Origin of the sequence: Nonomuraea basaltis, from assembly GCF_005893125.1 — a bacterium.
Lineage (GTDB): Bacteria > Actinomycetota > Actinomycetes > Streptosporangiales > Streptosporangiaceae > Nonomuraea > Nonomuraea basaltis.
On the sequence record NZ_VCJS01000014.1, the window covers coordinates 85,258 to 109,922 of the forward strand.

General features: G+C 72.8%; 21 protein-coding genes. 15 read left to right on the forward strand and 6 right to left on the reverse strand.

Features of this window, described 5'->3' with window-relative positions; all coding sequences use genetic code 11:
• Positions 1 to 205: 205 nt before the first annotated feature.
• Complete coding sequence (locus EJK15_RS09290; RefSeq protein WP_138709958.1) at positions 206 to 1,666, forward strand: FAD-dependent oxidoreductase; 1,461 nt, start codon at positions 206 to 208, stop codon at positions 1,664 to 1,666.
• A complete protein-coding gene (locus EJK15_RS09295; protein ID WP_138709959.1) occupies positions 1,663 to 2,277 on the forward strand; it encodes a TetR/AcrR family transcriptional regulator in 615 nt (204 codons plus the stop codon). Before EJK15_RS09290 ends, EJK15_RS09295 begins: the two co-directional genes overlap by 4 nt.
• On the opposite strand, the gene EJK15_RS09300 is transcribed toward EJK15_RS09295, so the two are convergent.
• Positions 2,225 to 2,512, reverse strand: coding sequence for a hypothetical protein (locus EJK15_RS09300; RefSeq protein WP_138709960.1), 288 nt, complete (start codon positions 2,510 to 2,512; stop codon positions 2,225 to 2,227). The two genes, EJK15_RS09295 and EJK15_RS09300, sit on opposite strands and share 53 nt — an antisense overlap.
• 359 nt (positions 2,513 to 2,871) lie before the next feature.
• On the opposite strand from EJK15_RS09300, the gene EJK15_RS74295 reads away from it, so the two are divergent.
• Positions 2,872 to 3,903, forward strand: coding sequence for an ATP-binding protein (locus EJK15_RS74295; RefSeq protein WP_240776857.1), 1,032 nt, complete (start codon positions 2,872 to 2,874; stop codon positions 3,901 to 3,903).
• On the opposite strand, the gene EJK15_RS09320 is transcribed toward EJK15_RS74295, so the two are convergent.
• The 4 genes from EJK15_RS09320 to EJK15_RS09335 all read right to left on the reverse strand — a co-directional run bounded on the left by EJK15_RS09320 (position 3,845) and on the right by EJK15_RS09335 (position 8,357).
• Entirely contained in the window at positions 3,845 to 5,737 is a 1,893-nt protein-coding gene (locus tag EJK15_RS09320; protein ID WP_138709961.1) for a helix-turn-helix transcriptional regulator, read from the reverse strand. The two genes, EJK15_RS74295 and EJK15_RS09320, sit on opposite strands and share 59 nt — an antisense overlap.
• A gap of 200 nt (positions 5,738 to 5,937) precedes the next feature.
• Entirely contained in the window at positions 5,938 to 6,717 is a 780-nt protein-coding gene (locus tag EJK15_RS09325; protein ID WP_206060744.1) for an aminotransferase class IV, read from the reverse strand.
• Positions 6,718 to 6,756: 39 nt separating this feature from the next.
• Positions 6,757 to 7,818: a phenylacetate--CoA ligase family protein gene (locus EJK15_RS09330; RefSeq protein WP_138709962.1), complete on the reverse strand. Its 1,062-nt coding sequence runs from the start codon at positions 7,816 to 7,818 to the stop codon at positions 6,757 to 6,759.
• Positions 7,819 to 7,877: 59 nt separating this feature from the next.
• Positions 7,878 to 8,357: a carboxymuconolactone decarboxylase family protein gene (locus EJK15_RS09335; protein ID WP_138709963.1), complete on the reverse strand. Its 480-nt coding sequence runs from the start codon at positions 8,355 to 8,357 to the stop codon at positions 7,878 to 7,880.
• Positions 8,358 to 8,658: 301 nt separating this feature from the next.
• Between EJK15_RS09335 and EJK15_RS09340 the strand changes: the two genes are divergently transcribed.
• Genes EJK15_RS09340 through EJK15_RS09395 form a run of 12 tightly spaced genes read left to right on the forward strand, consistent with a single transcriptional unit; the run spans position 8,659 to position 24,245 of the window.
• Positions 8,659 to 9,873: an FAD-dependent monooxygenase gene (locus EJK15_RS09340; protein ID WP_138709964.1), complete on the forward strand. Its 1,215-nt coding sequence runs from the start codon at positions 8,659 to 8,661 to the stop codon at positions 9,871 to 9,873.
• Positions 9,874 to 9,916: 43 nt separating this feature from the next.
• Positions 9,917 to 11,689 carry a tryptophan halogenase family protein gene (locus EJK15_RS09345; protein WP_138709965.1) on the forward strand — a complete coding sequence of 591 codons (1,773 nt, stop codon included), beginning with the start codon at positions 9,917 to 9,919 and terminating at the stop codon, positions 11,687 to 11,689.
• A gap of 40 nt (positions 11,690 to 11,729) precedes the next feature.
• The gene (locus tag EJK15_RS09350) at positions 11,730 to 12,251 is read left to right on the forward strand and encodes a flavin reductase family protein (protein ID WP_138709966.1); all 522 of its coding nucleotides are present in this window, start codon (positions 11,730 to 11,732) and stop codon (positions 12,249 to 12,251) included.
• Positions 12,252 to 12,279: 28 nt separating this feature from the next.
• A complete protein-coding gene (locus EJK15_RS09355) occupies positions 12,280 to 14,013 on the forward strand; it encodes an AMP-binding protein (protein ID WP_240776858.1) in 1,734 nt (577 codons plus the stop codon).
• Complete coding sequence (locus EJK15_RS09360) at positions 13,994 to 14,791, forward strand: DUF3050 domain-containing protein (RefSeq protein WP_138709967.1); 798 nt, start codon at positions 13,994 to 13,996, stop codon at positions 14,789 to 14,791. Before EJK15_RS09355 ends, EJK15_RS09360 begins: the two co-directional genes overlap by 20 nt.
• Positions 14,792 to 14,825: 34 nt before the next feature.
• Positions 14,826 to 15,998 (forward strand): 3-deoxy-7-phosphoheptulonate synthase, encoded by a 1,173-nt coding sequence (locus EJK15_RS09365; RefSeq protein WP_138709968.1) that lies wholly within the window; start codon positions 14,826 to 14,828, stop codon positions 15,996 to 15,998.
• A gap of 58 nt (positions 15,999 to 16,056) precedes the next feature.
• Positions 16,057 to 17,427 carry an aldehyde dehydrogenase family protein gene (locus EJK15_RS09370; RefSeq protein ID WP_138709969.1) on the forward strand — a complete coding sequence of 457 codons (1,371 nt, stop codon included), beginning with the start codon at positions 16,057 to 16,059 and terminating at the stop codon, positions 17,425 to 17,427.
• Positions 17,427 to 19,517: an aminodeoxychorismate synthase component I gene (gene pabB / locus EJK15_RS09375; RefSeq protein WP_138709988.1), complete on the forward strand. Its 2,091-nt coding sequence runs from the start codon at positions 17,427 to 17,429 to the stop codon at positions 19,515 to 19,517. Before EJK15_RS09370 ends, pabB begins: the two co-directional genes overlap by 1 nt.
• Positions 19,514 to 21,022, forward strand: coding sequence for an AMP-binding protein (locus tag EJK15_RS09380; protein WP_138709970.1), 1,509 nt, complete (start codon positions 19,514 to 19,516; stop codon positions 21,020 to 21,022). The genes pabB and EJK15_RS09380 overlap by 4 nt, the downstream gene beginning before the upstream one ends.
• Positions 21,019 to 22,140 carry a ScyD/ScyE family protein gene (locus EJK15_RS09385; RefSeq protein WP_138709971.1) on the forward strand — a complete coding sequence of 374 codons (1,122 nt, stop codon included), beginning with the start codon at positions 21,019 to 21,021 and terminating at the stop codon, positions 22,138 to 22,140. The genes EJK15_RS09380 and EJK15_RS09385 overlap by 4 nt, the downstream gene beginning before the upstream one ends.
• Complete coding sequence (locus EJK15_RS09390) at positions 22,137 to 23,402, forward strand: MFS transporter (RefSeq protein ID WP_138709972.1); 1,266 nt, start codon at positions 22,137 to 22,139, stop codon at positions 23,400 to 23,402. The genes EJK15_RS09385 and EJK15_RS09390 overlap by 4 nt, the downstream gene beginning before the upstream one ends.
• 15 nt (positions 23,403 to 23,417) lie before the next feature.
• The gene (locus EJK15_RS09395) at positions 23,418 to 24,245 is read left to right on the forward strand and encodes an AfsR/SARP family transcriptional regulator (RefSeq protein WP_138709973.1); all 828 of its coding nucleotides are present in this window, start codon (positions 23,418 to 23,420) and stop codon (positions 24,243 to 24,245) included.
• Here the strand turns inward: EJK15_RS09395 and EJK15_RS09400 are convergent.
• Positions 24,235 to 24,665 (reverse strand): lanthionine synthetase LanC family protein (locus tag EJK15_RS09400; protein ID WP_206060745.1); only part of this gene is annotated, 431 nt, incomplete at its 5' end. The two genes, EJK15_RS09395 and EJK15_RS09400, sit on opposite strands and share 11 nt — an antisense overlap.

Consider the following 24,665-nt stretch of genomic DNA (forward strand, 5'->3'; position numbering starts at 1 on the left):
CCGTGGTCCGCCAGAAGTTGCGGCCCTGCCTCGGCGAGGGCGTCGCGTCTGCTGTCCGAGCCCAGTTCCGCACAGCAGACACGGCCTTGGTAGTAGCCGACGGCACCGCCAGCCGCCAGGAACGCGTCAATGCTTCTAGACACTGGGTCGCCCCCGAGTTAATTTGTTTACGGTACCACTCCGTAAACAAATTGAGAGGACACCGATGGAGATCGATGTGCTGGTGGTCGGCGCTGGACCAGTGGGTCTGGCGCTAGCGTGCGCGCTCCTGCAGCATGGCGCCTCGGTACGGGTGGTGGACAAGGCCGGCGGCCCGGCCACCACGTCGCGGGCGAACTTCGTGCACGCGCGCGGCTCCGAGGCGCTCGACCGGCTGGACGCCCTCAGCGGCCTGCCGGAGGAGTCGGAACGTGCCATGCTGGTCACCACGTATGCCGGGGATCGCCCGATGACGCGCATCCGCTTCGGCGACCCCGGCCTGCGCACCGCCGGTCCGCCGATGGTGATCTCCCAGGCGCGGGTCGAGGCACGCCTTCGCGACCGCTTGGCCGAGCTGGGCGGGGAGCCCGAGTGGAACGCCGGGCTGGTGGCGGCCGAGCAGGATGCCACCGGGGTGTCCGCGACGCTGGCCGACGGCCGCACGATGCGCGCGGGCTGGCTCGTCGGCTGTGACGGGACCGGCAGCACGGTACGGAAGCTGGCTGGCATCGGCTTCCCCGGCGTCAAGGTCAGCGAGCGCTTCCTGCTGGTCGACGGCCGCCTCGACACGACGCTCGACCGCTCGGGCGTCAGCGGCTGGGTGCATCCGGACGGCCTGCTGGGCGCCATGCCCATGCCGGGCGACCAGTGGCGGCTGCTCGCCTACGACCCCTCCTTCCGCGACGACAAGCCAAGCGAGGAGCAGATTGTCGAGCGCATGCGGCGCATCCTGCCCAAACGCACTGGCCTGCCGGACATACGGCTGCTCGAGGCCACCTGGGCGTCGCTGTTCAGCGTGCACCGCCGCCTGGCCGACACCTACCGGCGGGGGCGCATCCTGCTGGCCGGGGACGCGGCGCATGTGCACGCCCCGTTCGGCGGGCAGGGCATGCTCACCGGGCTCGGCGACGCCGAGAACCTCGCCTGGAAGCTGGCCCTGGTAGTCCAGGGCCGGGCCGGCGACCAGCTGCTGGACACGTACGAGGCCGAGCGCCGCCCGCTGGCCACCCAGGTCCTGCGCGGCAGCACCGCACAGACCAAGGTCAACATCGCCGCCGGGCCGGTCGGCCGCTTCCTACGCGACCGGGTGCTGCTGCCGGTGTCCAACATCGCATGGCTGCAGCGCTGGGCCACGTACACGACCTCGCAGTTGTGGGTGAGCTACCGGCGCGGCCCGCTGGGCGGTCGCGGCGGAAAGCCGCGGCCCGGCGACCGGATCCCGGACTTGGCCTGTGAGCGCCCCGACGGCACCCGGACCAGGCTGCATGCCGAGCTTCGCGGCTGCTGGGCGGTCGTTGGCGACCGTGACGCCTTCGATGCCGCTCGCCACCGGCTCGGCGACCACGTGGTCCTCCTGCACCCGGTGGAGGGGGCGCTGCCCGCTATGCTCGTACGCCCGGACGCCCACCTGGCCTGCAAGGGCGGTCCGGCCGAGCTAGCCCGCTGGCTGGACGGAGCCCTGGCATGACCGCTGCCCGAGGACGCGGGCGCCCCCGCGACCCCAAGACCGACGCCGCGATCCTGCGCGCGGCGCTGGAGCTGTTCCTCGATCGCGGCGTCGAGGGCACCAGCATGGAGCAGGTCGCCAAGCGGGCAGGGGTGGGCAAGCTCACGGTCTACCGCCGCTGGAGCACCAAGGAAGACTTGATCGCCCAGGCCATCGAGGAGGCGGTCGCCGCCGAGCTGACCCCCTCCCCCGCCCAAGTCGAGGCCCTGTCCCCGCAGGAGATCATCGAAGGCGCCCTCCCCGCAGCGGCGGAGATGGTCGCCAGCCCGGCCTTCCGCGCGCTGGTCGCCCGCGTCATGGGCTCGGCGGTCAGCCATCCGAAGCTGATGGCCGTTTACTGGAAGCACTACATCCTGCCGCGCCGCGAGCTGGCCGCCACAATGTTGCGGCGCGCGCAAAAGGACGGCACGGTGGCAGCGGACGCCGATCTGGACGTACTGATCGACATGATGGCCGCGGCCGTGACCTACCGCGTGCTCCAGCCGGACCCGCCGGACGCGGCCGGGATGCTGCGCTATCTCAAGTCCGTCTACCGCCAGGTCGGGCTGTACCAACCGTCTCAAGAACCTTGACCGCGGCGGCCATGTCGGCGAACACTTTGGCTATCAGCGGCTTGGTGCTCTTGTTCACGGTGAGCGCGGTCTTCTTGCCGCGTAGCCCCCGGTAGTTGGTCTCCATCGTCTTGGGGATCGCGGAGTCGTCCATGAGCTTGTTCGGGCCGTCGTCCAGCGGGAAGAACGTCAACTCGTACGGCTCGGCCAGGGAGGCCGCGGCGCCCAGGCCCAGGTGTCGATGACGGCGTCCCACTCCTCCCAGCTGGCCAGCGCGGCACGGACCGTCTCGGAGTCGGCGCGGTCCGCGATTAACGCCTGGGGGCCGGCACGCCGCTCAGGCCGCGGCCGACGTGGTGGGTGCCACAAGGAACGAGCAGTTTCATGACGCTCCTGAGAAGACGGAAAGCCAGATCGCCAAGAGTCGGTCGGGGTCGGGGTAGACCTCGTGGTCGGACGGGCGGAGCGCGCGTACCTCCCGCCAAGGGTTCGCCGATCCCGGGGTTGCGGCCGAAGCGGGAACGGGGACTACTGGAGACATGCAGCCGGATCCGGTGACCGCGTGGGAGAGCTCCTAGACCACGGAGCAGATCTACGCCCTGGCCGGCATCGACGATGGGACCGACTCGGCAGGCGAGGGGACGGCTGTCGGCCGTGCGCTCGATCGAGCTGCCGCCAGGGTTGTTCGCCTACGTGGCGCCCAAGGTGCTGGCGGCCTGGCGATCTCGCACATGCGCACCCCCTGCGCGAGCTTTCCGGGGCCTGCACCCCGGCATCAAGGCGCACCGTCAGGTGACCGCGGTCGGTCCCGGCGGTGTGGGCAAGACCCGGCTGGCGTTGGCGGTGGCCGCGGAGGTAGCCGGCGAGTACTCCGACGGGGTGTGGTTCGTCGATCTGGTCCCGGTCACCGATCCGGACCTGATCGCGACTGCGGTCGCCGGGGCGCTCGGCCTCGGTGAGCAGCCAGGCCGCGACATGACCGAGTCCGTGCTCGCTGTGCTGGCCGACCGTCATGCGCTGCTGGTGCTGGACAACTGCGAGCACGTGGTGGACGGGTTGGCGCTGTTCCTCGAGCGGCTGCTGGCGACGTGCCCTCGGGTGACGGTGCTGGCGACCAGCCGGGCACGGCTGATGGTGCCGTTCGAACGGGTGCATCCGGTCCCGCCGCTGTCGCTGGCCGTCGATGGTGACTCGGACGCGGTCGCGTTGTTCATGGAGCGGGCGGCGGCGGTCGGCTGGCCGCTGGATCCTCCGCTGCGCGACCAGATCGCCTCGATTTGTGAGCGGCTGGATGGGATGGCGCTGGCGATCGAGCTGGCCGCCGCCCGCTATCCCACGCTCGGGCTGGATGGCATCACCGCCGCCCCTGCCGCCGCCGACGCCGGAACGGGTGAGCGGCTTCTTCGACTTCCTCAAGGACCGCATCGCCACCGCCCGCACATACGGGCCGGCGGCACGGGATTACGCGCTGTTTCGCAGTTAGCGGGCCGCCCGCCGTCCCGACCCCTCCGCGCGGCCGAACCCGGCGTCGTTCGAGCAGGTCCGGGGGTATATCGCGATCAACGCACATTTCTCGGTACGAGGACGGTCAGGGCAGGGCGCGGGAAGCGCAGGGGATGGCCAGGGAGTCACGGCCGGCTTCGTTGACGAGGCGGGCAAGCTCGACGCGCGAGTTGACACCCACCTTCCGGAACATCTTGCGCAGGTGATAGTTGACCGTGTGCGCCGACAACGAGACCCGGCTGGCGACCTGATGATTGGTCAGCCCTTGGCTCACCAGCAGCGCGATGAGGCACTCGGTCTCGCTGAACCCGCGCCACAAGGACTGCCCCTGCCGGATCGGCACCGGCTCCTGCCCCAGCCTCCGCAGCCGGCCGCGCACGCGCTCGCTGTCGCGTACCGCGCCGATCCGCTCGAACAGGCACAGGGCCGACTGGTAGCGGCGGGCGGCCTCGATGAGGTCGGCGGCGGGCGGGGCGGCGAGCCGGGCCCCGAGGTCTTCCAGAGCTCCGGCCTGGTCCCAGGGGTCGGGATGCTCGGCGGCTGCCCAGCGCAGCACCGTCACGTCCTTCTCGCGCAGCCCCCTGGCGTGGCACGCGGCGACGGAGAGGCGGTGGGACTGCGGGTTGCGCTGGGCCAGCCTTTCCACCGCGGTGAGGGTCTGACCGGTGAGCCCGTCGTCGCCCGCCGCGATGCCGAGCCGGGTGAGCCAGACGGCCGCGCCGGGCTCGTCGAGCAGCAGCGGCCCGTACGTGACGAGATCGGTGTGCTCGGCGGCGAAAAGCCGGGCCGCGTGTTGCGGGCCGTGTAACTCGGCGGCGATGCGCACCCGGATCCATTCGGGGTGCACCGGCCACAGGCGGGGCCGGCCGGCCGCGCGGGGCTTGTCCGGGAGCTGCGCGTGCCAGCGGCTTCTGTCGAGGTCGCCGATCCGCAGGCTCGCCTCGGCCAGGACCGCATGGCCGAGTGGGAGGAGCAGGCCGGCGTCCATCTCGCGGGCGGTGCGCAGGGCCGCTTCGGCCAGCTCCAGCGCCTGTTCCAGGTTGCCGGTGCGCATCAGCAGCTCGGCCCGGCTGATGGCGGGGGCCGGGGCGTAGACGCTGGGCGCGCCGGGGCAGGACAGCTCGCCGGTGGCCTGCTCGATGTGGCCGTCGGCCTCGGTGTACCGGCCGCCGCTCATGAGCTTGCGGGCGTAGGCGAGCCGGACGAGCATCCGCCACACCGGCGGGGCGCTGTCGTCGGCGATCGTGACGGCCTGCCGGGCGAGCCGCATGGCCCGCGCCGCGTCACCGCGCCGCCACGCGCTTCCGGCCAGCGTGGACGTGGTCACCGCCGCCGCCGCCCCCGAAAGCGTCGGCTCCGCCGCTTGCAGTGCGGCTCGTTCCGGATCGCGCAGGGAGAGGGCGAACGCCAGCGCGGCCCGCGCGTCGTCGCGACCGCCGTCATGCTGGCCCTGCTCGGGCGGCGCGGCCTGCGCGACGGTGATCGCCTCGGCGATCCAGCCGCCCGCGACCAGCACGTGGACCAGCCGGGTACGCAGCTCCGCCGCGACTTCGTCGGGCAGCGGCCGCAGCAGGCTCTCGCGCAGCAGCACCCCGGCTCCGGCCAGCCGGCCGTCGGCGAGGTGGGCGTCCGCCACGGTCACCAGGTGGGGCGCGAGGGCGGGATCCAGCGAGTCCAGCTTGTCCAGGAGCCGATCCGCCAGCTTGACGGCGGCCGGGGCGGACACCGGCAGGATCTCGCGTACGGCGTGGGCGAGGGTGTCGGCGGCGGTGGCCTCGCGGTCCGCCTTGTTCTCCACCAGGCCGGGCGGCGTGACCAGGAGCACCCAGGCCTTGCGCTGGGCCACGGCGGCGACCGCCGGGCCCGTCTCCGTGTCGGAGGGCTGCGAGCGGTGCAGGATGTGCATGCCCCGCCGGCGGGCCGTGGCCACCACCGAGCGCAGCGTCTCGGCGGGCTCACCCTCCTGCGCCAGGAGCATCAGCGTCCAGCCGGGCCCGGCCTGCCGCAGGACCTTGAATAACGGACGCCATCTTTGTTTTTCGATATTGTCGAAACCGACCGACATCGTGTGCCGCCCCCTATCGGTTTTCTGCCGTCCTGACACTAATTCGTGCGACCGCCTGTCACGGATGAAGTGGATTGGCCGGACATTTTCTTTCTTAGTGGCTCTTGCGCCGCTCATTGTGCGGGCCGGGAAGGCAGCGGCGCCGCCTGCTCCGCCAGCCACGCCTGCCAGGACGGCGCCATCTTGACCGGACCGGGGCGGAAGAGCTCGGGCACCGCCCAGCGCTGCACGGGGCGGATGCCGTGCAGCGCGTTGACCAGCCATGTCTCACGGCCCGCGAGGTCCTGCGGGCGTCGGCGCCGGTGGGTCACCGGGATGCCGAGCTCGGCGGCCCGGCGCTGGAGCCGCGCGGTCGTCACTCCGGGTAACGCGGGCAGCTCGCTCGAAGGCACGCAGAGGGTGTCGTCCTCCCACCACAGCAGGCTCGTGGTGGCGCCTTCGACCACCCACCCGTCGGAAGCGACGATCAGCGCCTCATGAGCGCCGTGCCGCTGGGCCTCGGCCCGCAGGCGGGCGAGGGTGGCCAGGTCCGGCCCCTTGACGTGGGGGACGCGCCGCGGGTCGCCGGGCGGCCGGGCCCAGACGGCCAGCGGCCCGCCCCTGGCCGGTGCCGTACGCACGCGAAACCGCAGCTCGCCGGAGGCGGACAGCTCGACGCGGGGGAACCAGTCCCCCTCCCGCGGCAACGCGTCGACGGCCGCCCGCCACATCGCAGCGACCAGGTCTCCGGCCAGGGCCGCCGCTTCGCAGGCCGCGCGGAAGCGGCGGCCGTGGTCGGCGAGAAAACGCACCGCACCGTCCACGACCAGCCAGGAGTCGGCCACCAGCAGGTCGTCCTCGATCGGCTCACCCGCGATGAACTCGCCTCCGGCGAAGACGCTGATCGTGTCCAAACGGCACCTCCTCCCTGATCGGCCGGTCGCCAGTGAGCCTCAGTAGACCCCTTCGACGATCTCTTCGGTCGTGACGGGGAGGACGGAGGCGATCCCGTCGACCACGTCGCCCGCCCCGGGCGCGATCCGCAGCGCGGTGTCGCGTTCGAGGATGTTGGGCAGGAACATGTCGCGGAAGAGCAGGTGCATGAGCACCTGGCCGCGTTCGCCGTAGGCCACGGGGACCCGGGTGTCCGGGTCGACGATCTCCACGACCGAGGCCGGGTGGTAGGGCCTGAAGACACAGGGCTGCTCGTCCCCGCGCTCGCGGGGGCGCTGTGGCGCGATGCCCATCAGCGTGTTGCCGTAGATGCCGCACACCTTGGCCTTGGGGAACAGCGTCTCCTCGATGAGCCGCAGCGTCTCCGGCCCCGCCGAGGTGCCCGCCCAGAGCAGCCCTTCCAGGCGCTCGGACAGGACCTCGTAGATGGCGGGCCGCGCGCAGGCCGCCTCCAGCATCGGCGGGGTGATGAACAGCACCCGGATGTCCTGGGTGGCGACGATCGCCTCCATCTGGTCCAGCACGTGCTCGACGTACTCGTCGGCGAGGTCGCCGCGGCCGTCGGCGAGGACCTTCTTCACCCAGCGCGGGTCCATGTCGACGGTGAAGAACAGCCCGTTCCGCCGGGCCGCGATCCGCCGGACGGTACGGCCGACCACGTGCGGCCCGCACGGCGCGATGTGCAGCCAGTTCCCCCTGGCGGGGAAATCGTGGGAGTCGAGCACGTCGGCGCACCAGTCGGCGTTGGCGACCCGCGAAGTGGCGTCCACGACGCGTTTGGGCGCCCCGGTCGTCCCGCCGGAGTCGAACACCTCGTACGTGCCCGTGCCGCCCCGGGGGATCAGATCCTCGGCCGGCACGGTCCGCAGCAGCTCCCCGACGTCGGGGAAGCGCCGCAGGTCCGCGACGGACCGGATGTCGGCGCGCGGATCGAAGCCGAGCCCGCCGGCGAGTTCCAGCCAGAATCTCGACCCCGTCGCCGGATCGAAGTGCCAGTCGAGGGTCTCCTGGAGGTGCCGGCTCAGCTCTGTCGCCGGCGCGTGCGCGTCTACCGCGGACATGCTCTACTCCCTGCGTGTGGCTTGCGGACCTGCGTGTGGCGAGGAGGCGCGGATTCCGTTCAGGAACGGCCCTTGTACGCGCCGGGCACCAGCCGGGCCGAGATGGCCAGCCGGTTCCAGGCGTTCATGACGGTCGCCACGAAGATGAGGTGGGCGGTCTGTTCCTCGGTGAAGTGCTTGCGGGCCCGCTGGTAGACGTCGTCGTCCACCGCGTCGGTCCCGAGCAGCGTGATCGCCTCCGCCAGGCCGAGTGCGGCCTGCTCGGGTTCGGAGAAGAACCGCGGTGAGTGCCGCCAGGCGTCCAGCAGGTAGACCCGCTGGGCGGTGACCCCCGCGGCCTGCGCGTCGATGATGTGCATGTCGATGCAGTACGCGCAGCCGTTCACCTGGGAGACCCGGATCTTCACGAGGTGGACGACCTCCGCCTCGATCCCCGACCGGAGCGCACTCTGCGTCACGGTCTGGGCGAACTTCCCCATGGCCCCATAGCTTTCGCGGGCGATTTGGAACAGCGGCAGCCGCGCGGATTGACTCGTCATGGAATTCCTTCAAAAGGTCGGCAGAATTTACACGGGCGCCGCACCCGAAAAGTCATTTGACTTGACACGGCTGCTCTCGTGAACTCACGGCATCACCATAAAAGGCGGTCTCCCGCGCGTCCACTACTCAATCAGGTAGTGGACTTGCCGGCCTCTCGCCTGTTGAACTGCGTGAGCGACGGCTCCATCCCCGCTGCCGCGCCCCGAGTACGGGGTGAGCGGCTTTCGCCCCCTTGGCCGATCAGCGATCCGGGCTGTCCGTGCGAGCGGCGGGGGATCACCGACTAGGAAGGTCCGATCGATGAGCCATGAGCAGGAGTTGCTGGTCGTGGGCGCCGGCCCGGCCGGTCTGAGCGCCACTCTGGCCGCCCGGTCGCTCGGCGTCGAGGTGACCTTGATCGAGGCGGACGCCCGGGACCAGGAGCGGCCGGGCAGCCGGGCGCTGTTCGTGCACCAGGAGACGCTGGAGCGGCTGGAGCGGCTGAGCCCGGGACTGGGGGAGAAGATCGCGGGATTCGGGGTCCTGTGGCAGGTCGCGCGCACTTTCTACCGTGGCAGGGAGGTCTACGCCCGCCGCTACGACACCGAGCAGGGCAGTGGGCTGCCGCCGTACGCGAGCCTGCGGCAGCTCGACACCGAGCGGTTCCTGCTCGGCGCGTGCCGCGCCGCCGGCGTGGAGCCCGTCTGGGGAGCCCGGGTGGTTTCGGTCCGGTCCGACCCGGACGGGGTGACCGTCCGCGCCGAGAACGGCGGCGAGTGGCGGGCGCGCTACGTCATCGCCGCCGACGGGGCGCGGTCGGCCGTCCGCGCGTCGATCCCGATCGAGATGGACGGTGGCCGCTCCAGCGACTACCGGGTCGCAGTGGACCTGTCCGGCGAGGACGCGGGCGGCGCGCCGGCGGAGCGGCACCTGCACTACCGGCATCCGGCGCTCGACGGCCGGAACCTGCTGATCGTGCCGTTCACCGGCGGCGTCCAGGTGGACGTGCAGTGCCGGGACCCGGCAGACGGCGAGGCGCTGAGCGACCCCGACGCCGTCCGCCTGTGGCTGCCGAAGGTGGTCTCGCGGGAGCAGGCGGAGCGGGTGCTCTGGGTGTCGCGTTATCCCTGCCTGCAGCGCGTCGCCACCGGCTTCGCCGACGAGCACCGGCGCGTCCTGCTGGCCGGGGAGGCCGCGCACCTGTTCGCCCCGCTGGGCGCGCGGGGGATGAACAGCTCGATTGCGGACGCCGAGGCGGCGGCGACCGCGGTGTGCCTCGCGCTCCGCTCGACCGGCGTGGAGCGGGCGAGAGGCGTCGTCGAGGACTACGACACGGTGCGGCGGCAGGCGGCGCGGCACAACCGGGCCCGCGTCGAAGGCGCGCTGCGGCATCTGCGCGCCGAGTCCGCCTGGTCCCGGCTGGCCCAGGCCGGTGCCGCCCGGCTGGCTCCACGTCTGCCGCGCTTCGGCGCGTGGCTGGACAAGGCCCCCTACGGCCCGCGCGGGCCCATCACGCTGCGCGGCGGCTTGTACTGACGACCCCCGGACAAAGCGCTACTTCGAGAGAGAAGACGCAAAGATGACGAGCAAATCTGCGGCCGACCACGGCTTAACTTGGTCGGAGAAGATCGATCTGCTGGCCGGCACCATGCCGGGCGCCGAGGCGCGCGCGCTGTCCAGCCTGCTGCCCGGCCCCGAGGCCAACGGCGCGGGCGCGTTCCGCTCCCGCGTCCCCGATCGGGAACGCGCCGCGCTCTCCCACGAGGCGCCCCGCCCCGATCCCGACGACCCGCATGCCGTGCGCCGCATCGGCGTGATCGGCGGCGGCACCGCCGGCTATCTGGTGGCGCTGGCTCTGCGGGCCAAACGGCCCTGGCTGGACGTCACGCTGGTCGAGTCGAGCGCCATCCCCGTCATCGGCGTCGGCGAGGCCACGACGCCGCCGCTGCTGGCGTTCCTGCACCACTATCTCGGCATCGACGCCCTGGACTTCCTCAAGCGGGTCAAGCCGACCTGGAAGCTGGGGATCAAGTTCGACTGGGGCCCCTATCCCGACGGGATCATGGCCCCCTTCGACTGGGGCGCCAACTCGATCGGTGTGCTGGGCTCGATGGCGACCAGGAACGACCCGAACGCGTACACCCTGCAATCGCTGTTCATGCTGCACAACCGGGTGCCGGTGTTCCGCACGGACGACGGTGAGTACGTCTCGCTGATGGACGACCTACCGTTCGCCTACCACCTGGAGAACCGCGCCCTGGTCACCTTCCTCTCCGAGATCGCCGGGGAGCGCGGCATCCACCACGTGGACGCCCAGATCAGCGACGTCCGCCTGTCCGGCGAGGACTGGATCGAGTCGCTGCGGACGACCGACGGCCGGAGCCTCGACTTCGACCTGTACATCGACTGCACCGGATTCCGCTCCCTGCTGCTGGGCGACGCACTGAAGACCAATTTCACCAGCTACGCCGACAGCCTCTTCACCGACACGGCGGTCACCGGCTACACCACCCAGAGCGAGGCGATCGAGCCGTACACCACGGCCGCGACCATGGACGCGGGCTGGTGCTGGAGCATCCCGGTCCCCGAAGAGGACCACGTGGGCTATGTCTACTCCTCGACCTTCATGTCCGGCGACCAGGCCGCCGACGAGGTGATCCGCCAGCACGGCATGGTCGGCGACCTCAAGACGGTGCGCTTCCGGGTCGGGCGGCACGAGAAGACCTGGCGCGGGAACGTGATCGCGGTGGGCAACTCCTACGCGTTCGTGGAGCCGCTGGAGTCCAGCAGCCTGCTCATGCTGGTGTTCACGATCATGTCGATGATGCCGCTGCTGCCGGCGTCCTGGAAGCACCCGGTGCCCAGCGAGACGCTCAACCGGGTGACCGCGAACCGCTGGGACGGGCTGCGCTGGTTCCTGGCCCTCCACTACCGCTACAACCGGCGCCGCGACACACCGTTCTGGCGGGAGGTCTGGACCTCCACCGACGTCTCCGGCATCCAGCCGCTGCTGGACGTCTACGCCGCCGGCGCGCCGCTGCACCTGCGCGACCCGATCACCCGCAGGCTCGCCCGCGCCGCCGCTCCCACCTTCTACGAGTTGGACGGCGTCGACTGCCTGCTGCTCGGCCAGAACTATCCGGCCGAGCTCGTCACCGGCACCGAGCCGCTGGAGGCGTGGCAGGCCCGCAAGTCGGCCGCCGACGCCCTCGTGGCCCGGGCCCTCACCCAGCGCCAGGCCCTCGCGGCCTTCCACGCCCTGCCCGAGCTCACCCAGAGCCTGGTCCACGGGCCGCACAGCTGGGTGACCGGATACGGCGAAGAGCGCTGGCTCTGGCAGAGCGGTGCGTGACGGGCGCCCGATGGAGATCGCAGTCGACGGAGCGAGGACCATGGCCGTGTCATCGGAGCTCGGTGAGCAGACGTGCGCGGAGGACGACTACCGCGCGCTGATGGGATCCTTCCCCACCGGCGTCGCGGTGGTGACCAGCACCGGCGCCGACGGCTTTCCGCGCGGGCTGACGTGCTCGTCGCTGACGAGCGTGGCCGTGAGCCCGCCGACGTTGCTGATCTGCCTGCACACCCGCAGCTCCACGCTGGAGGCGCTGTGCAGGAGCGGCAGGTTCGCGGTGAACCTGCTGCGGGCCGAGGGACGCCGCGTCGCCGAGCTGTTCTCCCGGCCGGTGGACGACCGGTTCGCCCACGTCACCTGGGCCTTCTCGGAGGCCAACGGCCAGCCGGTGCTCGTGGAGGACGCCGTCGCCTTCGCCGGCTGCCGGGTGACCAGGAGCCTGCTCGTCGGCGATCACGCGGTGGTGCTCGGCGAGGTCACCGACGTGACGCGGGCGGCGGGTGTCCCGCTGCTCTACGGCCTGCGGCGCTTCGCCGCGTGGCGCCCCGATCAGGACGGATGACGACCATGAGCGACGAAGAGGGAAGACCATGATGGGAGCGGGCGCGCTGGCGCCGATCCTGCGGACGGCGCTGCGGCGGACGTTCCGCATCGGGCGGATGTTCGAGGAGGCGGCACGGCGGAACCCGGCCGCCACGGTCAAGCTGGACCGGCCGCTGAGCGTGCTCGATTCCGACCAGACCACCTACGACTACGACGAACTGGCCGACATCGTCGACGACCTCGCCGCCCGCCTGCGGGCGGCCGGCGTGGGACGGGGGGAGTACGTCCCCGTCTACAAGGGCCTGAACTTCGATCTGCCCCTGCTGGCCTGCGCCGCGGCCAGGGCGGGCGCGGTGCCCGTCATGCTCTCCCCGGCGCTGGACCCCTCCGTGGTCCTGATCCTGCTGGCCAGGCTGTCGTCGCCGTGGATCGTCACGGACACGGCCCAGCTCGCCAGGCTCGCCGGCGAGGGCACGTTCTCCGGCACGAAGGTCCTCGTCACCGACGGGCCGGCGCGGTCCGCCCCGCCATCCGGCCTGGACGGCACCCGGTCCGACGTGCCGTCCGGCCTGGACGGCACCCGGCTCACCGACCTCGCGGCGCTGGCGGGCGCGCCCCGGCGCCCGCCGATCGACCTGCCGCCCGACCACGCGACGCTCATCACCCACTCCTCGGGAACGACCGGCGTGCCCAAGCTGATGGTGCACACGACGCGTACGCTCTCCCACCGCCTGCTTCCCCAGCAGTTGCTGGCCTGGCCGGTCCGGCACCGCTCGCGGGTGCTCCTGGCGATGTCGTTCGTGCACTCGCGGTTCTTCAACTCCCTCGGCGTGTTCCTGTCCTACGGCAACCCGCTCGCGGTGATCAGCGAGACGGGCCTCGCCACGGTCCGCAGGATGCTCTCGACGACCAGGCCGGCCCTCGTGGAGACCCACCCGAACAACTTCGTGTTGTGGGAGGACTTCGCGGACGAGATCGACGGCCCGCTGGACGGCGTGCGCTACTACAGCAGCACCTTCGACGCCATCCATCCGGGCACGGTCAAGAAGCTCCTGTCGGCCTCCCGGCACCGCCGTCCGGCCCTGCTGCAACTGTTCGGCCAGAGCGAGACCGGCCCGCTCACCGGCTGGCTCAACACCAGGCGCAACGTGGAGCGGGTGGACGGCCGCTGCATCGGCTACCCGCTGCCCGGCTTCGTGCGGCTGCGGGTCGTCGACTCCTCGGGCCGGCCAGTGCCCCGCGGCACGATCGGTCGCCTGGAGGTGCGCACCCGCGGCCGGGTCCGCACCTATCTGGGCGAGGACGAGCGCTTCCAGTCCCAGCTCACCGACGGCTGGTGGTACGTCGGCGACATGGGCTGGCGGGACCGCGCGGGCCGGGTCCACCTGGCCGACCGCGAAGTGGACAAGATCAGCGACATCGACAGCAACCTCGGGCTTGAGGACGTTCTCATGGAGCGCCTGCCCGAGATCTCCGAGCTGGTGGTCGTGCCGGGCCGGGCGGGGCGGCCCACGCCCATCCTGGCCACCCGGCACGACCGGCCGCTGGACCGCGGGCGCTGGGCGGCGGCCGTGGCCGGGCTGCCCGGCCTGGAGAGCCCGGTCCAGTGGCACTTCGCCGACTTCCCGCGCACCTCCACCTGGAAGATCAAGCGGCTGGAGATCCGCGGGCTGCTGGGCACCGAGGAGGAGCCGCCGCAGGTGCCACCCGAGTCCCTCCCGATGACATCTCAGATTCCGACCACACAATCTGGAGCACCAAATGTCGACAAATCGCTATAAGTGGGGCATCTCGCACCCAGGGCTGGACGGGCTCCAGCAGGCCATCGAGCCGATCAGGGACAAGATCCTCGCCCACCCCATGTACACCTCGCTCAACGACCTCGGCGACGTGGTCACCTTCATGGAGCACCACGTCTTCGCCGTCTGGGACTTCATGTCCCTGCTCAAAAGCCTCCAGCGGCAGCTCACCTGCGTGCGCGTGCCCTGGGTCCCGGAGGGCCCGGAGACCAGCCGCCGGCTGGTCAACGAGATCGTGCTGGTGGAGGAGAGCGACACCCTCGCCGGCGGCTACATCAGCCACTTCGAGCTGTACGTCGACGGCATGCGGCAGGCCGGCGCCGACACCACGGCCATCGAGGCGTTCATCGCCCACCTGCGCTCCGGCGGGACCGTCCCCGACGGGCTGGCCGGCGCGGACGTCCCCCGGCCGGCCGCCGCGTTCGTCGGCACCACCTGGCGGATCATCGCCGAGGCGCCGCTGCACTGCCAGGCCGCCGCGTTCGCGTTCGGCCGGGAGGACCTCATCCCCGAGATGTTCGACCAGGTCATGCGGATGGACCGGCACGCCGACGTCCTGGGGACGTTCCGCGACTACCTGGAGCGGCACATCGAGGTCGACGGTGAGCAGCACACGCCGATGGCGATGCAGATGCTCGTCGACCTCTGCGGCGACGACCAGGTCAAGTGGGACGAGTGCGCGCTCACGCTGATCACCGCGCTGGAGGCCCGGCACGACCTGTGGGACGCCATCGCGGAGCGCATCGCCGCCCAGCCGTAAAGCCCGTTTCCATCCCATGAGAAGGGTGAACTCGATGCTGCTTTCCCGGTCGGTCGCGGCCTCGGCCGTGCCGCTGCCCGACTGGTCCGCCGGCGGCGACCTCGCCGCGGTGGTCGCGGAGCTCGGGCGGCGGCCCGCCCTCGTGTCCTTCGAGCCCACCCGCGCCCTGCGCGAGCGGCTCGCCGAGGTCGCGACGGCCGGCGGGTTCGTCCTGCACGCCGGTGACTGCGCGGAGATGTTCGCCGAGGTGTCGCCCGGCCTCGTCGCCCGCAAGGTCGCGCAGCTCACCGAGCTGGCGGCGATCCTGGCTGACGTACGCGACCCCGTCGGAACCGTGGTGGTCGGCCGGATCGCCGGCCAGTTCGCCAAGCCGAGGTCGTACCCCACCGAGGCCGTCGCCGACGGCTCGCACGTGCCGATCTACATGGGCGACGCGGTGAACGGCCTGGCCGCGACACCGCTCGCCCGCACCCCCCAGGCGGGACGGTTGCTGCTCGCCTACGACAAGTCCGCCGAGGTGCTCGGCCACCTGGCCGCCGCCCGCACCCCCCACCCCGTCTTCACCAGCCACGAGGCCCTGCTGCACCCCTATGAGGAGCCGCTGGTCCGGCCCGCCGGGATCGCCGGCGCGGTCTACGCCTCCTCCGCCCACCTGCTGTGGGTGGGCGACCGCACCCGCCAGGCCGACGGCCCGCACGTGGCGCTGGCCGCGCGGGTCGCCAACCCGGTGGCGGTGAAGCTCGGCCCGTCCGCCCGCCCGGAGGACGTCGCCGCGCTCGTCGAGGCGCTGGACCCCGGACGGGAGCCCGGCCGGCTGACCTTCGTCGCCCGGCTGGGGACCGGCCGCGTGGCCGAGTCGCTGCCCGGCCTGCTGGCCGCCGCCCGCGACAGCGGCGCCCGGCCACTCTGGCTGTGCGATCCGATGCACGGCAACACGGGCCGCCATGACGGATACAAGATCCGCGTCGTCGATCACGTCATCGCCGAGGCACGATCGTTCGTCCGCGTCGCCCGCTACCACGGCGTACGCCCGGCGGGCCTGCACCTGGAGATCACCCCGGACGACGTGGTCGAGTGCCTGGACCACGCCGAGCGGCCGCTGCCCAGCATCGATCCCACCCGTTACCGGACCGGTTGCGACCCGCGCCTCAATCCGGAGCAGGCGCGGCGGGTGGTCACCGCCTTCGCGGAGGAGCTCGCCCGATGACGCGCGGCCCCCGTGCCCGCCACCCACTTGACCGACCGAACGCGCAGGAGACCTGCCGATGCCAACCGCAATCCCCACGATCCGGCCGCTGGTCGCCGGCGAGCCCATGGACAGTCACGACCACTCCGACCTCGTCGGCGTGCACGGCGCCCGCGTGGCGGAGGTGCGCCTGGCCGCGCCGCTGACCGCGGTACCGGCGGTGAAACGGGTCCGCGACGCCGCCGACGGCGTACCGCCCGACCAGGCGACGCTCTCGCGTGCCGCCGAGATCCTGCTCACCAAAGAGGTGGACGGCGAGTCGCCCGACGACTACCTGATCCGCTGCGCGCTCGCCACCGGCGTGCCGAAGCCCGTCGTCCGCGACGGCCTGCACTACCTGGCCCGGGTGCTCACCGACGTCCGGCGGCACAACGCGCTCGATCTGCCGCCGATCCCGGACGTGGACGGCGTCGCCGCCCGCTGGATCCCCCGGGGCCGGCTCTTCGCGATGCTCACCAACATCGGCACCCACTCCGGGGGCAACTCGTTGTGGGTGCGGGCACTGTCGATCGGCTACAGCGTCATGATCCGCCCGGGACGCGCCGATCCGTTCACGCCGCACCGGCTCATGGGCGCGCTGCGCGCGGCCGGGGTCGCGCCGGAGAAGCTCACGCTGCTGCCGGGACCGGACCGGATCGGCCACCTGCTGGTCGAGCACGCGGACGCCGGAGCCGTGCAGGGCCCGCCCAAACTCACCCGGCAGTGGGAGCGGCGGCGCGACGTCCGGGTGAACGGCCCCGGCCGCAGCAAGCTCGTCATCGACCATGAGCCCTCCGCCGCCGAGCTCGACTACCTGCTGGACACCGTGCTCGGCGACGGCGGTGTCCGCTGCGACAACGTCTCGGCCATCCTCACCACCGAGGATCCCGGCGCGCTCGCCGACGTCCTGGCCGAGCGGCTCGCGGCGACCCCGGCCCACCTCGTCACCGACGACCGGGCGCGGCTGCCCGCCGTATCGGCCGAGCGCGCCACCGTCCTGCGCAAGCACCTGGACGAGCTGGCCGCCGGCCTGGCCGACCACACCGCCCCGCACTACGGCGGAGACCCGCTGGCCGCGCTGGACGACGGCTCGTACGCGGTGCGCCCGGTGGTGCTGTCGGCGCCGAGCTCCGGCCATCCGGCCGTGCACACCGAGCTGACGTCGCCGTTCGTCGTCGTCGCCCCCTGGCGCCCGGACGAGGGCGTGGCGCCCTTACGCGACTCCCTGGTCGTGACCGTGCTGGGCGACGATCACCTGGCCCGCCTGGCGGAGGACGAGCCCCGCATCGGCCGGGTGGTCACCGCCCCCGTGCTGCCCTGGGCCACGATGCCCCCCTCCCTGTACGGCGACGGCCTCATGCACATGCTCGCCGTCCGCAAGACGACCGTGATCGGCGGTGGCCGGAGTTGATCCGCTGCCTGCTCATCGACAACTACGACTCCTACACCTACAACCTGTTCCAGTTGCTGGCGCAGATCAACGGAGTCGATCCCGTGGTGGTCGCCAACGACGACCCGCGCTGCGTGGAGCTGGCCGCCGAGCTGGACTGCGTGGTCATCTCCCCAGGTCCTGGCGACCCCGGCAACCCGGAGGACTTCGGCCGGTGCGCCGACGTCCTGCGGGAGGCGACCGTACCCGTGCTCGGAGTGTGCCTCGGGCACCAGGGGATCGCGGCGGTCGGCGGTGGCGCGGTCGAGCGGGCCCCGGCCGCCCGGCACGGGCACGTCAGCCGCGTCCGTCACACCGGCGACGAGCTGTTCCACGGCATCCCGCAGGACTTCAGGGGAGTGCGGTACCACTCGTTGCGGGTGCCCGAGCCGCTGCCCGGCCGCCTTGAGGCGACCGCGTGGGCGGAGGACGGCGTGCTCATGGGGCTGCGCCACCGGCACCGTCCGATCTGGGGGGTGCAGTTCCACCCTGAGTCGGTCCTGACCGAGTACGGGGCGCGGCTGCTGGCGAACTTCCGGCGCATCGTCGAACGGCACCACGGCCGGCCGGCGGGGCGGGCCACCGACCTGCTGGAGTACACCGCGCACACCCGGTCGGTCCCGCTGCGCGCCGGGAGCGAGCCGGTCTACCACGCGCTCTTCGGCGGCTCCCGGCACACCATGTGGCTGGACAGCGCCCGGCACGGCCCCGACCTGGCCAGATTCTCCTACCTGGCCGAGGCGTCCCCCACGCACGGTGAGGTGCTGACCTACCAGGTCGGCGAGGGGGAGGTCGCCATCGAGACGGTCGGCGCCGGCACGCGGCGGGTCGCCGGGTCCATCCTGGAGATCCTGGACCGGGAGCTCCGGCGGCGGTCGGTGCGCACGCCCGAGCTGCCGTTCGACTTCACCGGCGGGTTCATCGGCTACCTCGGGTACGAGGTCAAGGCCGACTGCGGGTCCTCGGCCAAGCACTCCTCCGAGGTGCCGGACGCCGTGTGGATGTTCCCCGACCGGTTCGCGGTCATCGACCACGCCGACGACACCCTGCACCTGGTGGCCCTGAGCGTCGCCACGCGGGAGTCGGAGCGGGCAGCGGCCGGCTGGCTGGAGTGGGCGGCCACGACCGCGGGCGGGATCACGCATACGCCGGAGCCGCCCCGGGGTGGCCTGGCGGGCGGTCCCGGCCTGCGCGCCGTGGCGGAGGCCGGCCTGGTACGTGGCCGCGCGCGCTACCTGGCCGACGTGCGGCGCTGCCAGGATGAGCTGCTCGCGGGCGAGTCGTACGAGATCTGCCTGACCAACGCGGTGCGCCTGCCGGCCGTCGTGAGCCCGCTGCGCTTCTACGGCCGGATGCGCGCCCGCAACCCCGCGCCATACGCGGCGTACCTGTCGGCCGGCGGCGTCCAGGTCGCCTGCTCCTCGCCCGAACGCTTCCTGAAGATAGACAAGGGCCGCGTCGTGGAGAGCAAACCGATCAAGGGCACCGCTCCCCGGGGCGTCACCGAGGCCGAGGATGAGCGCCTGCGCACCACGCTGGCCACCGACCCGAAGAGCCGCGCGGAGAACCTCATGATCGTCGACCTGCTCCGCAACGACCTCGGCCGGGTGTGCGAGCCCGGCAGCGTGCACGTGCCCGCCCTGATGCAGGTCGAGTCGTACCAGACCGTGCACCAGCTCGTCTCGACGATCCGCGGGCTGCTGCGCTCTGAGGCGTCGGCCGTGGACTGCCTGCGCGCGTGCTTCCCCGGCGGCTCCATGACCGGCGCGCCCAAGCTGCGCACCATGGAGATCATCGACGAGCTGGAGACGGAGGCGCGCGGCCCGTACTCGGGCACGATCGGGTTCCTGGGCTGCGACGGGACCGCCGACCTGAACATCACGATCAGGACGGCGGTCTTCACCCCCGACGGCATCAGGATCGGCGCGGGCGGCGCCATCGTGCTCGACTCCGACCCCGCCGACGAGTACGAGGAGATGCTGCTCAAGGCGTGCGCCCCGCTGCTCGGCCTGGACGAGGAGCCCGCCCCGGGTGACCTGGTGGCCGGCGGGCTGTCGGAGGCGGCCCGATGAACGTCACCCGGCAGATCGAGCAGCTCGCCGAAGGCGGAGGATGGCTGGGGCGCACGGCGTTCTGGGACAACGGCGTCCCGCACACGCACGCGGCCCTGCACCGGATGGCCGCCTCCGCCGCGGCCGGCCTGGCCGCTCGGGGGGTGCGCCGGGGCGATCGCGTCCTGCTCGCGCTCCCCGACGGCATGGGCGTGGTCGCCGCCTTCCTCGGCGCGGCGCGGATCGGCGCGCCGGCCGTCATCGTGAACCCGGACGTCACCGCCTCCGACCACGTCAGGATCGTCGCCGACTGCGCGCCGCACACGATCGTCGCCGGCGCCGCGCTGAGCGGCCGCTACGCCGCCGCCCGCCACGTCACCGCCGACGAACTGCTCGCCCTGGGGCACACCCGTCCGGTCCCCTGGCCCATCGACGTCGGCCCCGACGAGCCCCTGTACATCCAGTACACCTCCGGCACCACCGGCACACCCAAGGGCGCGGTGCACACCCACGGGCAGCTCGCGGCCTACCAGCGATGTGTCGGCGAGGGCGTGCTCGACGTCCGCGCCGAGGACGTGCTGCTGTCGGTGTCGAAGGTGTACTTCGCCTACGGCTTCGGCAACGCGCTGGTCTTCCCGCTGTTCACCGGGGCGGGCGCGGTGCTGTTCGGACACCGGCCGAATGCTGCGGAGGTCGCGGCGGCGATCGGGCGGTACGGGGTCACGCTGCTGTTCTCCGTGCCCGGGTTCTACGCCAAGCTGCTCGACCACTGCCCGCCGGAGGGGTTCGGCTCGCTGCGCGCCGCGGTCTCGGCGGGCGAACGGCTGCTCCCAGCGCTCGGAGCGAAGGTGACCCGGTCGCTGGGGGCGCCGGTGCTGGAGCAGATCGGCGCCACGGAGGCCGGTCACGCCTACTGCGCCAACACCGTCTGGGACAACACCCTCGGCACCATCGGGCGGCCGGTGCCGGAATGCGAGCTCCAGATCCGCGGCGAGGGCGGCGGGCCGGTCGCCGACGGCGAGATCGGGGAGCTGTGGGTACGCGGCCCCATGATCATGCCGGGCTATCTCGGCGCGCCGGAGCTGACCGCGAACGTGCTGGTCGACGGCTGGCTCAACACTCGCGACCGGGTGAGCCGCAACCCCGACGGCACGTACGTGCACCACGGCCGTACCGACGACATCGAGGTCGTCGGCGGCATCAACGTGGCGCCGACGGAGATCGAGGCGGTGCTCGCCCGGCATCCTGGCGTCCGCGAGGTGGCCGTGGTGTCCGTGCGCGACGACGCCGGCGTCACCGCGCTGCGCGCGTTCGTGGTGCCGGGCACGCCCGGGGTGGACGCCGCGCGACTGGAGCCGGAGCTGATCGCGCTGGCCCGCGAACATCTGGCCGCCTTCAAGGTGCCCAAGTCGGTCCGCGTGGCCGCGGAGCTTCCGCGCACGCACACCGGCAAACTCCGCCGCTTCGTTCTGCGCGAAGGCGCCGAGGCGGCGGGCGGACCGCTCAGAAAGGACGTCTCCTCATGAGACCTGCCATCGTTCTCGCGGCGACCATGCTCGCCTGCGCGGCCCTGCCACTCCCGGCGGAGGCCACGACCACCCCCACCGCGGCGTCGCCGGTTCTGTCCGCGCCCCGGGTCGTCGCGGAGGGGCTGGCCCATCCGCGCGGCATCCGCGCCCTGGCCGACGGCGTGGTGCTGGTCGCCGAGTCCGGGCGGGAGGGCACCGAGCCGTGCCTGCCCAGAAGCCCGGGCAGCGCGGGAGCCGAGCAGTGCCTCAGCCGGACGGGCGCCGTCTCCCTGTTCACGCACGGCCGCAAGACCACGCTCGTCGGCGGCACCGCCTCGCTCGGCACCAAGGACGGCACCTTCGCGCACGGGCCGAGCGACATGCTCCTCACACCGAAGGGGCTGGTCGTCGTCATGGGCCTGGCCAACAACCCCACGGGGCGCGAGGCGCTCGGCGAAGCCGGTCGTGAGCTCGGCACGCTCGCGTACGCGACCCGCAAGGGGCTGCGGCCGTTCGCCGACCTGGCCGCCCACGAAATCGCCGATAACCCGGACGGCGGCGCGGGCTTCGCCGGGCTGTGGTGCCATCCGTACGCCGCGATGGCGGACGGTGACGGGTTCCTGGTCGCCGACGCCGGGGCCAACGCGCTGCTGCGGGTGGCCCGGAACGGCGCCATCTCGGTCGTCGCGGTGTTCCCGGCGCAGACGGTGACCACGCCGAACGGTCCTGCGCAGGTCCAGGCGGTGCCCACCTCGGTGGTACGCGGTCCGCGTGGCTCGTACTATGTCAGCGAGTACACCGGATACCCGTACACCGGCAAGGTCGCGCGCATCTGGCACGTGGTCCCCGGGCAGCAGCCGCGCGTCTTCGCCCAGGGCTTCTCCCCCATCCTCGACATGGACGTCGACGCCAGGGGACGGCTGCACGTCCTTGAGGTCGAGTACACCGGCAGCCCCTACACCGTCCCCCCGCCGGCCGGCCGGGTCACCCGCGTCGAGCGCGACGGGACGGCCGTGCCCGTCGTCACCGAGGGCCTGACCATGCCCAGCTCGTTGTCCTTCACCCGCGACACCCTGTACGTCGCCGACAACTCGGTGTCGGCCAACGGCCGACTGCTGGCCTACCGGCTGTCGTGACGGACATCGAGAACCCCGCCGACGTGGACAGGACTGCCGTCGGCGCCGAGGTGGCCCGCGTTCAGGCGCGGACCGTACGGGTGCTGGCCGTCACGCAGGTCGTCGGCGGCGTGGGCGCGCTGGCGGGCACGACGGCCGGCGGGCTGCTCGCCGCGTCCGTCGCCGGCGATCCGGCCGCCGCCGGATACGCGCAGGGCTCCCAGGTGGCTGGGGCGGCGCTGCTCGCCCTGCCCATCGTGCTCATCATGCAGCGGTTCGGACGGCGCCGGGGCATGGTCGCGGGCTTCACCACCGGGCTCGTCGGCGCGTGCGTCGCCGTCCTGGGCGGCTGGACGGACTCGCTGCCCGTCCTGATGGCCGGGCTCATCCTGTACGGCGCCGCGACCGCCACCAGCCTGCAGTCCCGGTACGCCGCCACCGACCTGGCCACGCCCGCGCAGCGCGCCCGTGCCCTGTCCACCGTCGTCTGGGCCGCGACCGCCGGCGTGGCGATCGGCCCGAACCTGGTCGGGCCCACCGCCGCGGTGGCCGAGCGGGCCGGCCTGCCCCCGCTGACCGGCGCGTACGTCTTCGCGGCGGCGGCCTTCCTGGTGGCGGCCACCGTGGCCGGGACGATGCTCCGCCCCGACCCCCTGCTCCTGTCCCGGCGGGTCGCCGGCGAGCCGACCCGGCCCGCCCCCGGCGGGACCTGGGTGCCGCGCCTGACCACCCCACCGGCGCGGCTGGCGCTGATGACGATGGTGGTGAGCCACTCCGTCATGCTGCCGCTGATGGTGATCACCCCCGTGCACATGGCGGCGGCGGGCACCGGCCTGACCGTCATCGGCGCCGCGGCCAGCACCCACGTGCTGGGCATGTACGTCCTGTCGCCGCTGGCCGGCCGGCTCTGCGACCGGTTCGGGCGACGGGCGGGCCTGGTGAGCGGCTCGACGTTGCTGCTGACGGCCACCGTGGTGGCCGGCACGGCGGGCCACGACTCCTGGCGCCTCACCGCCGGGCTGGTGCTGCTCGGCGTGGGCTGGTCGGCCTGCCTGGTCTCCGGCTCGCTGTTGCTCAGCGAGTCGGTCCCGGCCGAACGGCGCCTCCGGGTCCAGGGCACGGCCGACATGACGGTGGGCCTGTGCGCGGCGACGGGCGGGCTGATCGCCGGCCCGGTGGTCGGCACGTTCGGCTTCGCGGGACTCACCCTGGGCGCGGGCGTCATGGTGCTCTGCCTGATCGCCGTACAGGTGCACGCCCTCCTCGGAGGCCGGGCCGGATGAGCGGGAGGGCGTGCGATGGACGGACCCCGTCTCACCGGCCCCGGCGGGCCCGTGGTCCGGGCGCCTCGGGGAGCCGTCGTGGACAGCGGGCGTGAGATGCGGTTGCGGCTCATCGGCGAGTTCGCGGTCTTCGTCGGGGCGCGCCGCCTGACCGGCACCGAGGTGGGCAGCCGCAAGGCTCGTACGCTGCTCGCGCTGCTCGCCGTGGCCGACGGGCGGCTGGTGCACATGGACGCCGCCGCCGAGGCGTTGTGGGGCGAGAGGTGGCCGTCGCGGCCGGGGGACAACGTGGCCACGCTGGTCAGCAGGCTACGCGCCACGCTCGACCCCGGCGTCGTGCTCGGCGGGCGCAGCGGATACCGCCTGGGCCGGCACGTCCGCGTCGACCTGTGGGCGGCGCGTGAGCTGACCGGCGTCGCCGAAGGCGCCCTGGCCAGCGACGCGCGCCGGGCCATGCGGCTCGCGGGCGACGCCGTCCGCCTCGTCGCCGACGCCGAGGTGTTCCCCGACGCCACGGACGCGGCGTGGGCCGAGCCCGCCAGGGCGGCGCGGGCCGACGTCCTGCGGCGGGCGCTGCACGTGACCGCCGCCGCCGCGCTGCGCCGCCGGCGTCTGCCGGAGGCGCGACTGGCCGCCCAGTCCGCCGTGGCGCAGGATCCGTTCGACGAGATCGCCTGCCGCCTGCTGATGCGGGCGTACGAGCTGGCCGGCGAGCCCGCCAGGGCGCTGGCCGCCTACGAGCGGCTCCGGGCCACGCTCGCCGAGGAGCTGGGCATCGATCCCACGCCGGCCACCAGCGCCCTGCACGTGGCGATCCTCCGCAGCGCCACGCTCACCCCCTAGCCCCTTGGGAGAGCCCGGCCGCCGATGGCTGAGCGTGCGCCGTCAGGTCGCCGGCTCCCGGGTCGGGGAGCAGGACGGAGGGCAGCGGGCAGCCGGGGTGCATCCGCAGCAACTGGTACGCGACACCGCCGAGCCCGGGCAGCAGCCCCGGCACCAGCGCGTTCCCGGCGAACCCGCTGGAGGGGCCGAACTCCTCGATCCCGCTGAGCACGCGGGCGTCCAGCCGTTCCCTGTCAACGTCGAGCGCGCCGGTGGCGGCGGCGAGCGTGAGCACCTCCCAGACGCCGAGGTCCCCGTGGGTCAGGGTATGGCTCCGGCCGAAACCGTCCGCCCGGCACACCGCCGCCGCCCGCCCCAGCACGGCGCGCCACCGCGCCGCGCTCACCAGGTCACCCGGGGCCACCCGCCGCACTTCTTTCT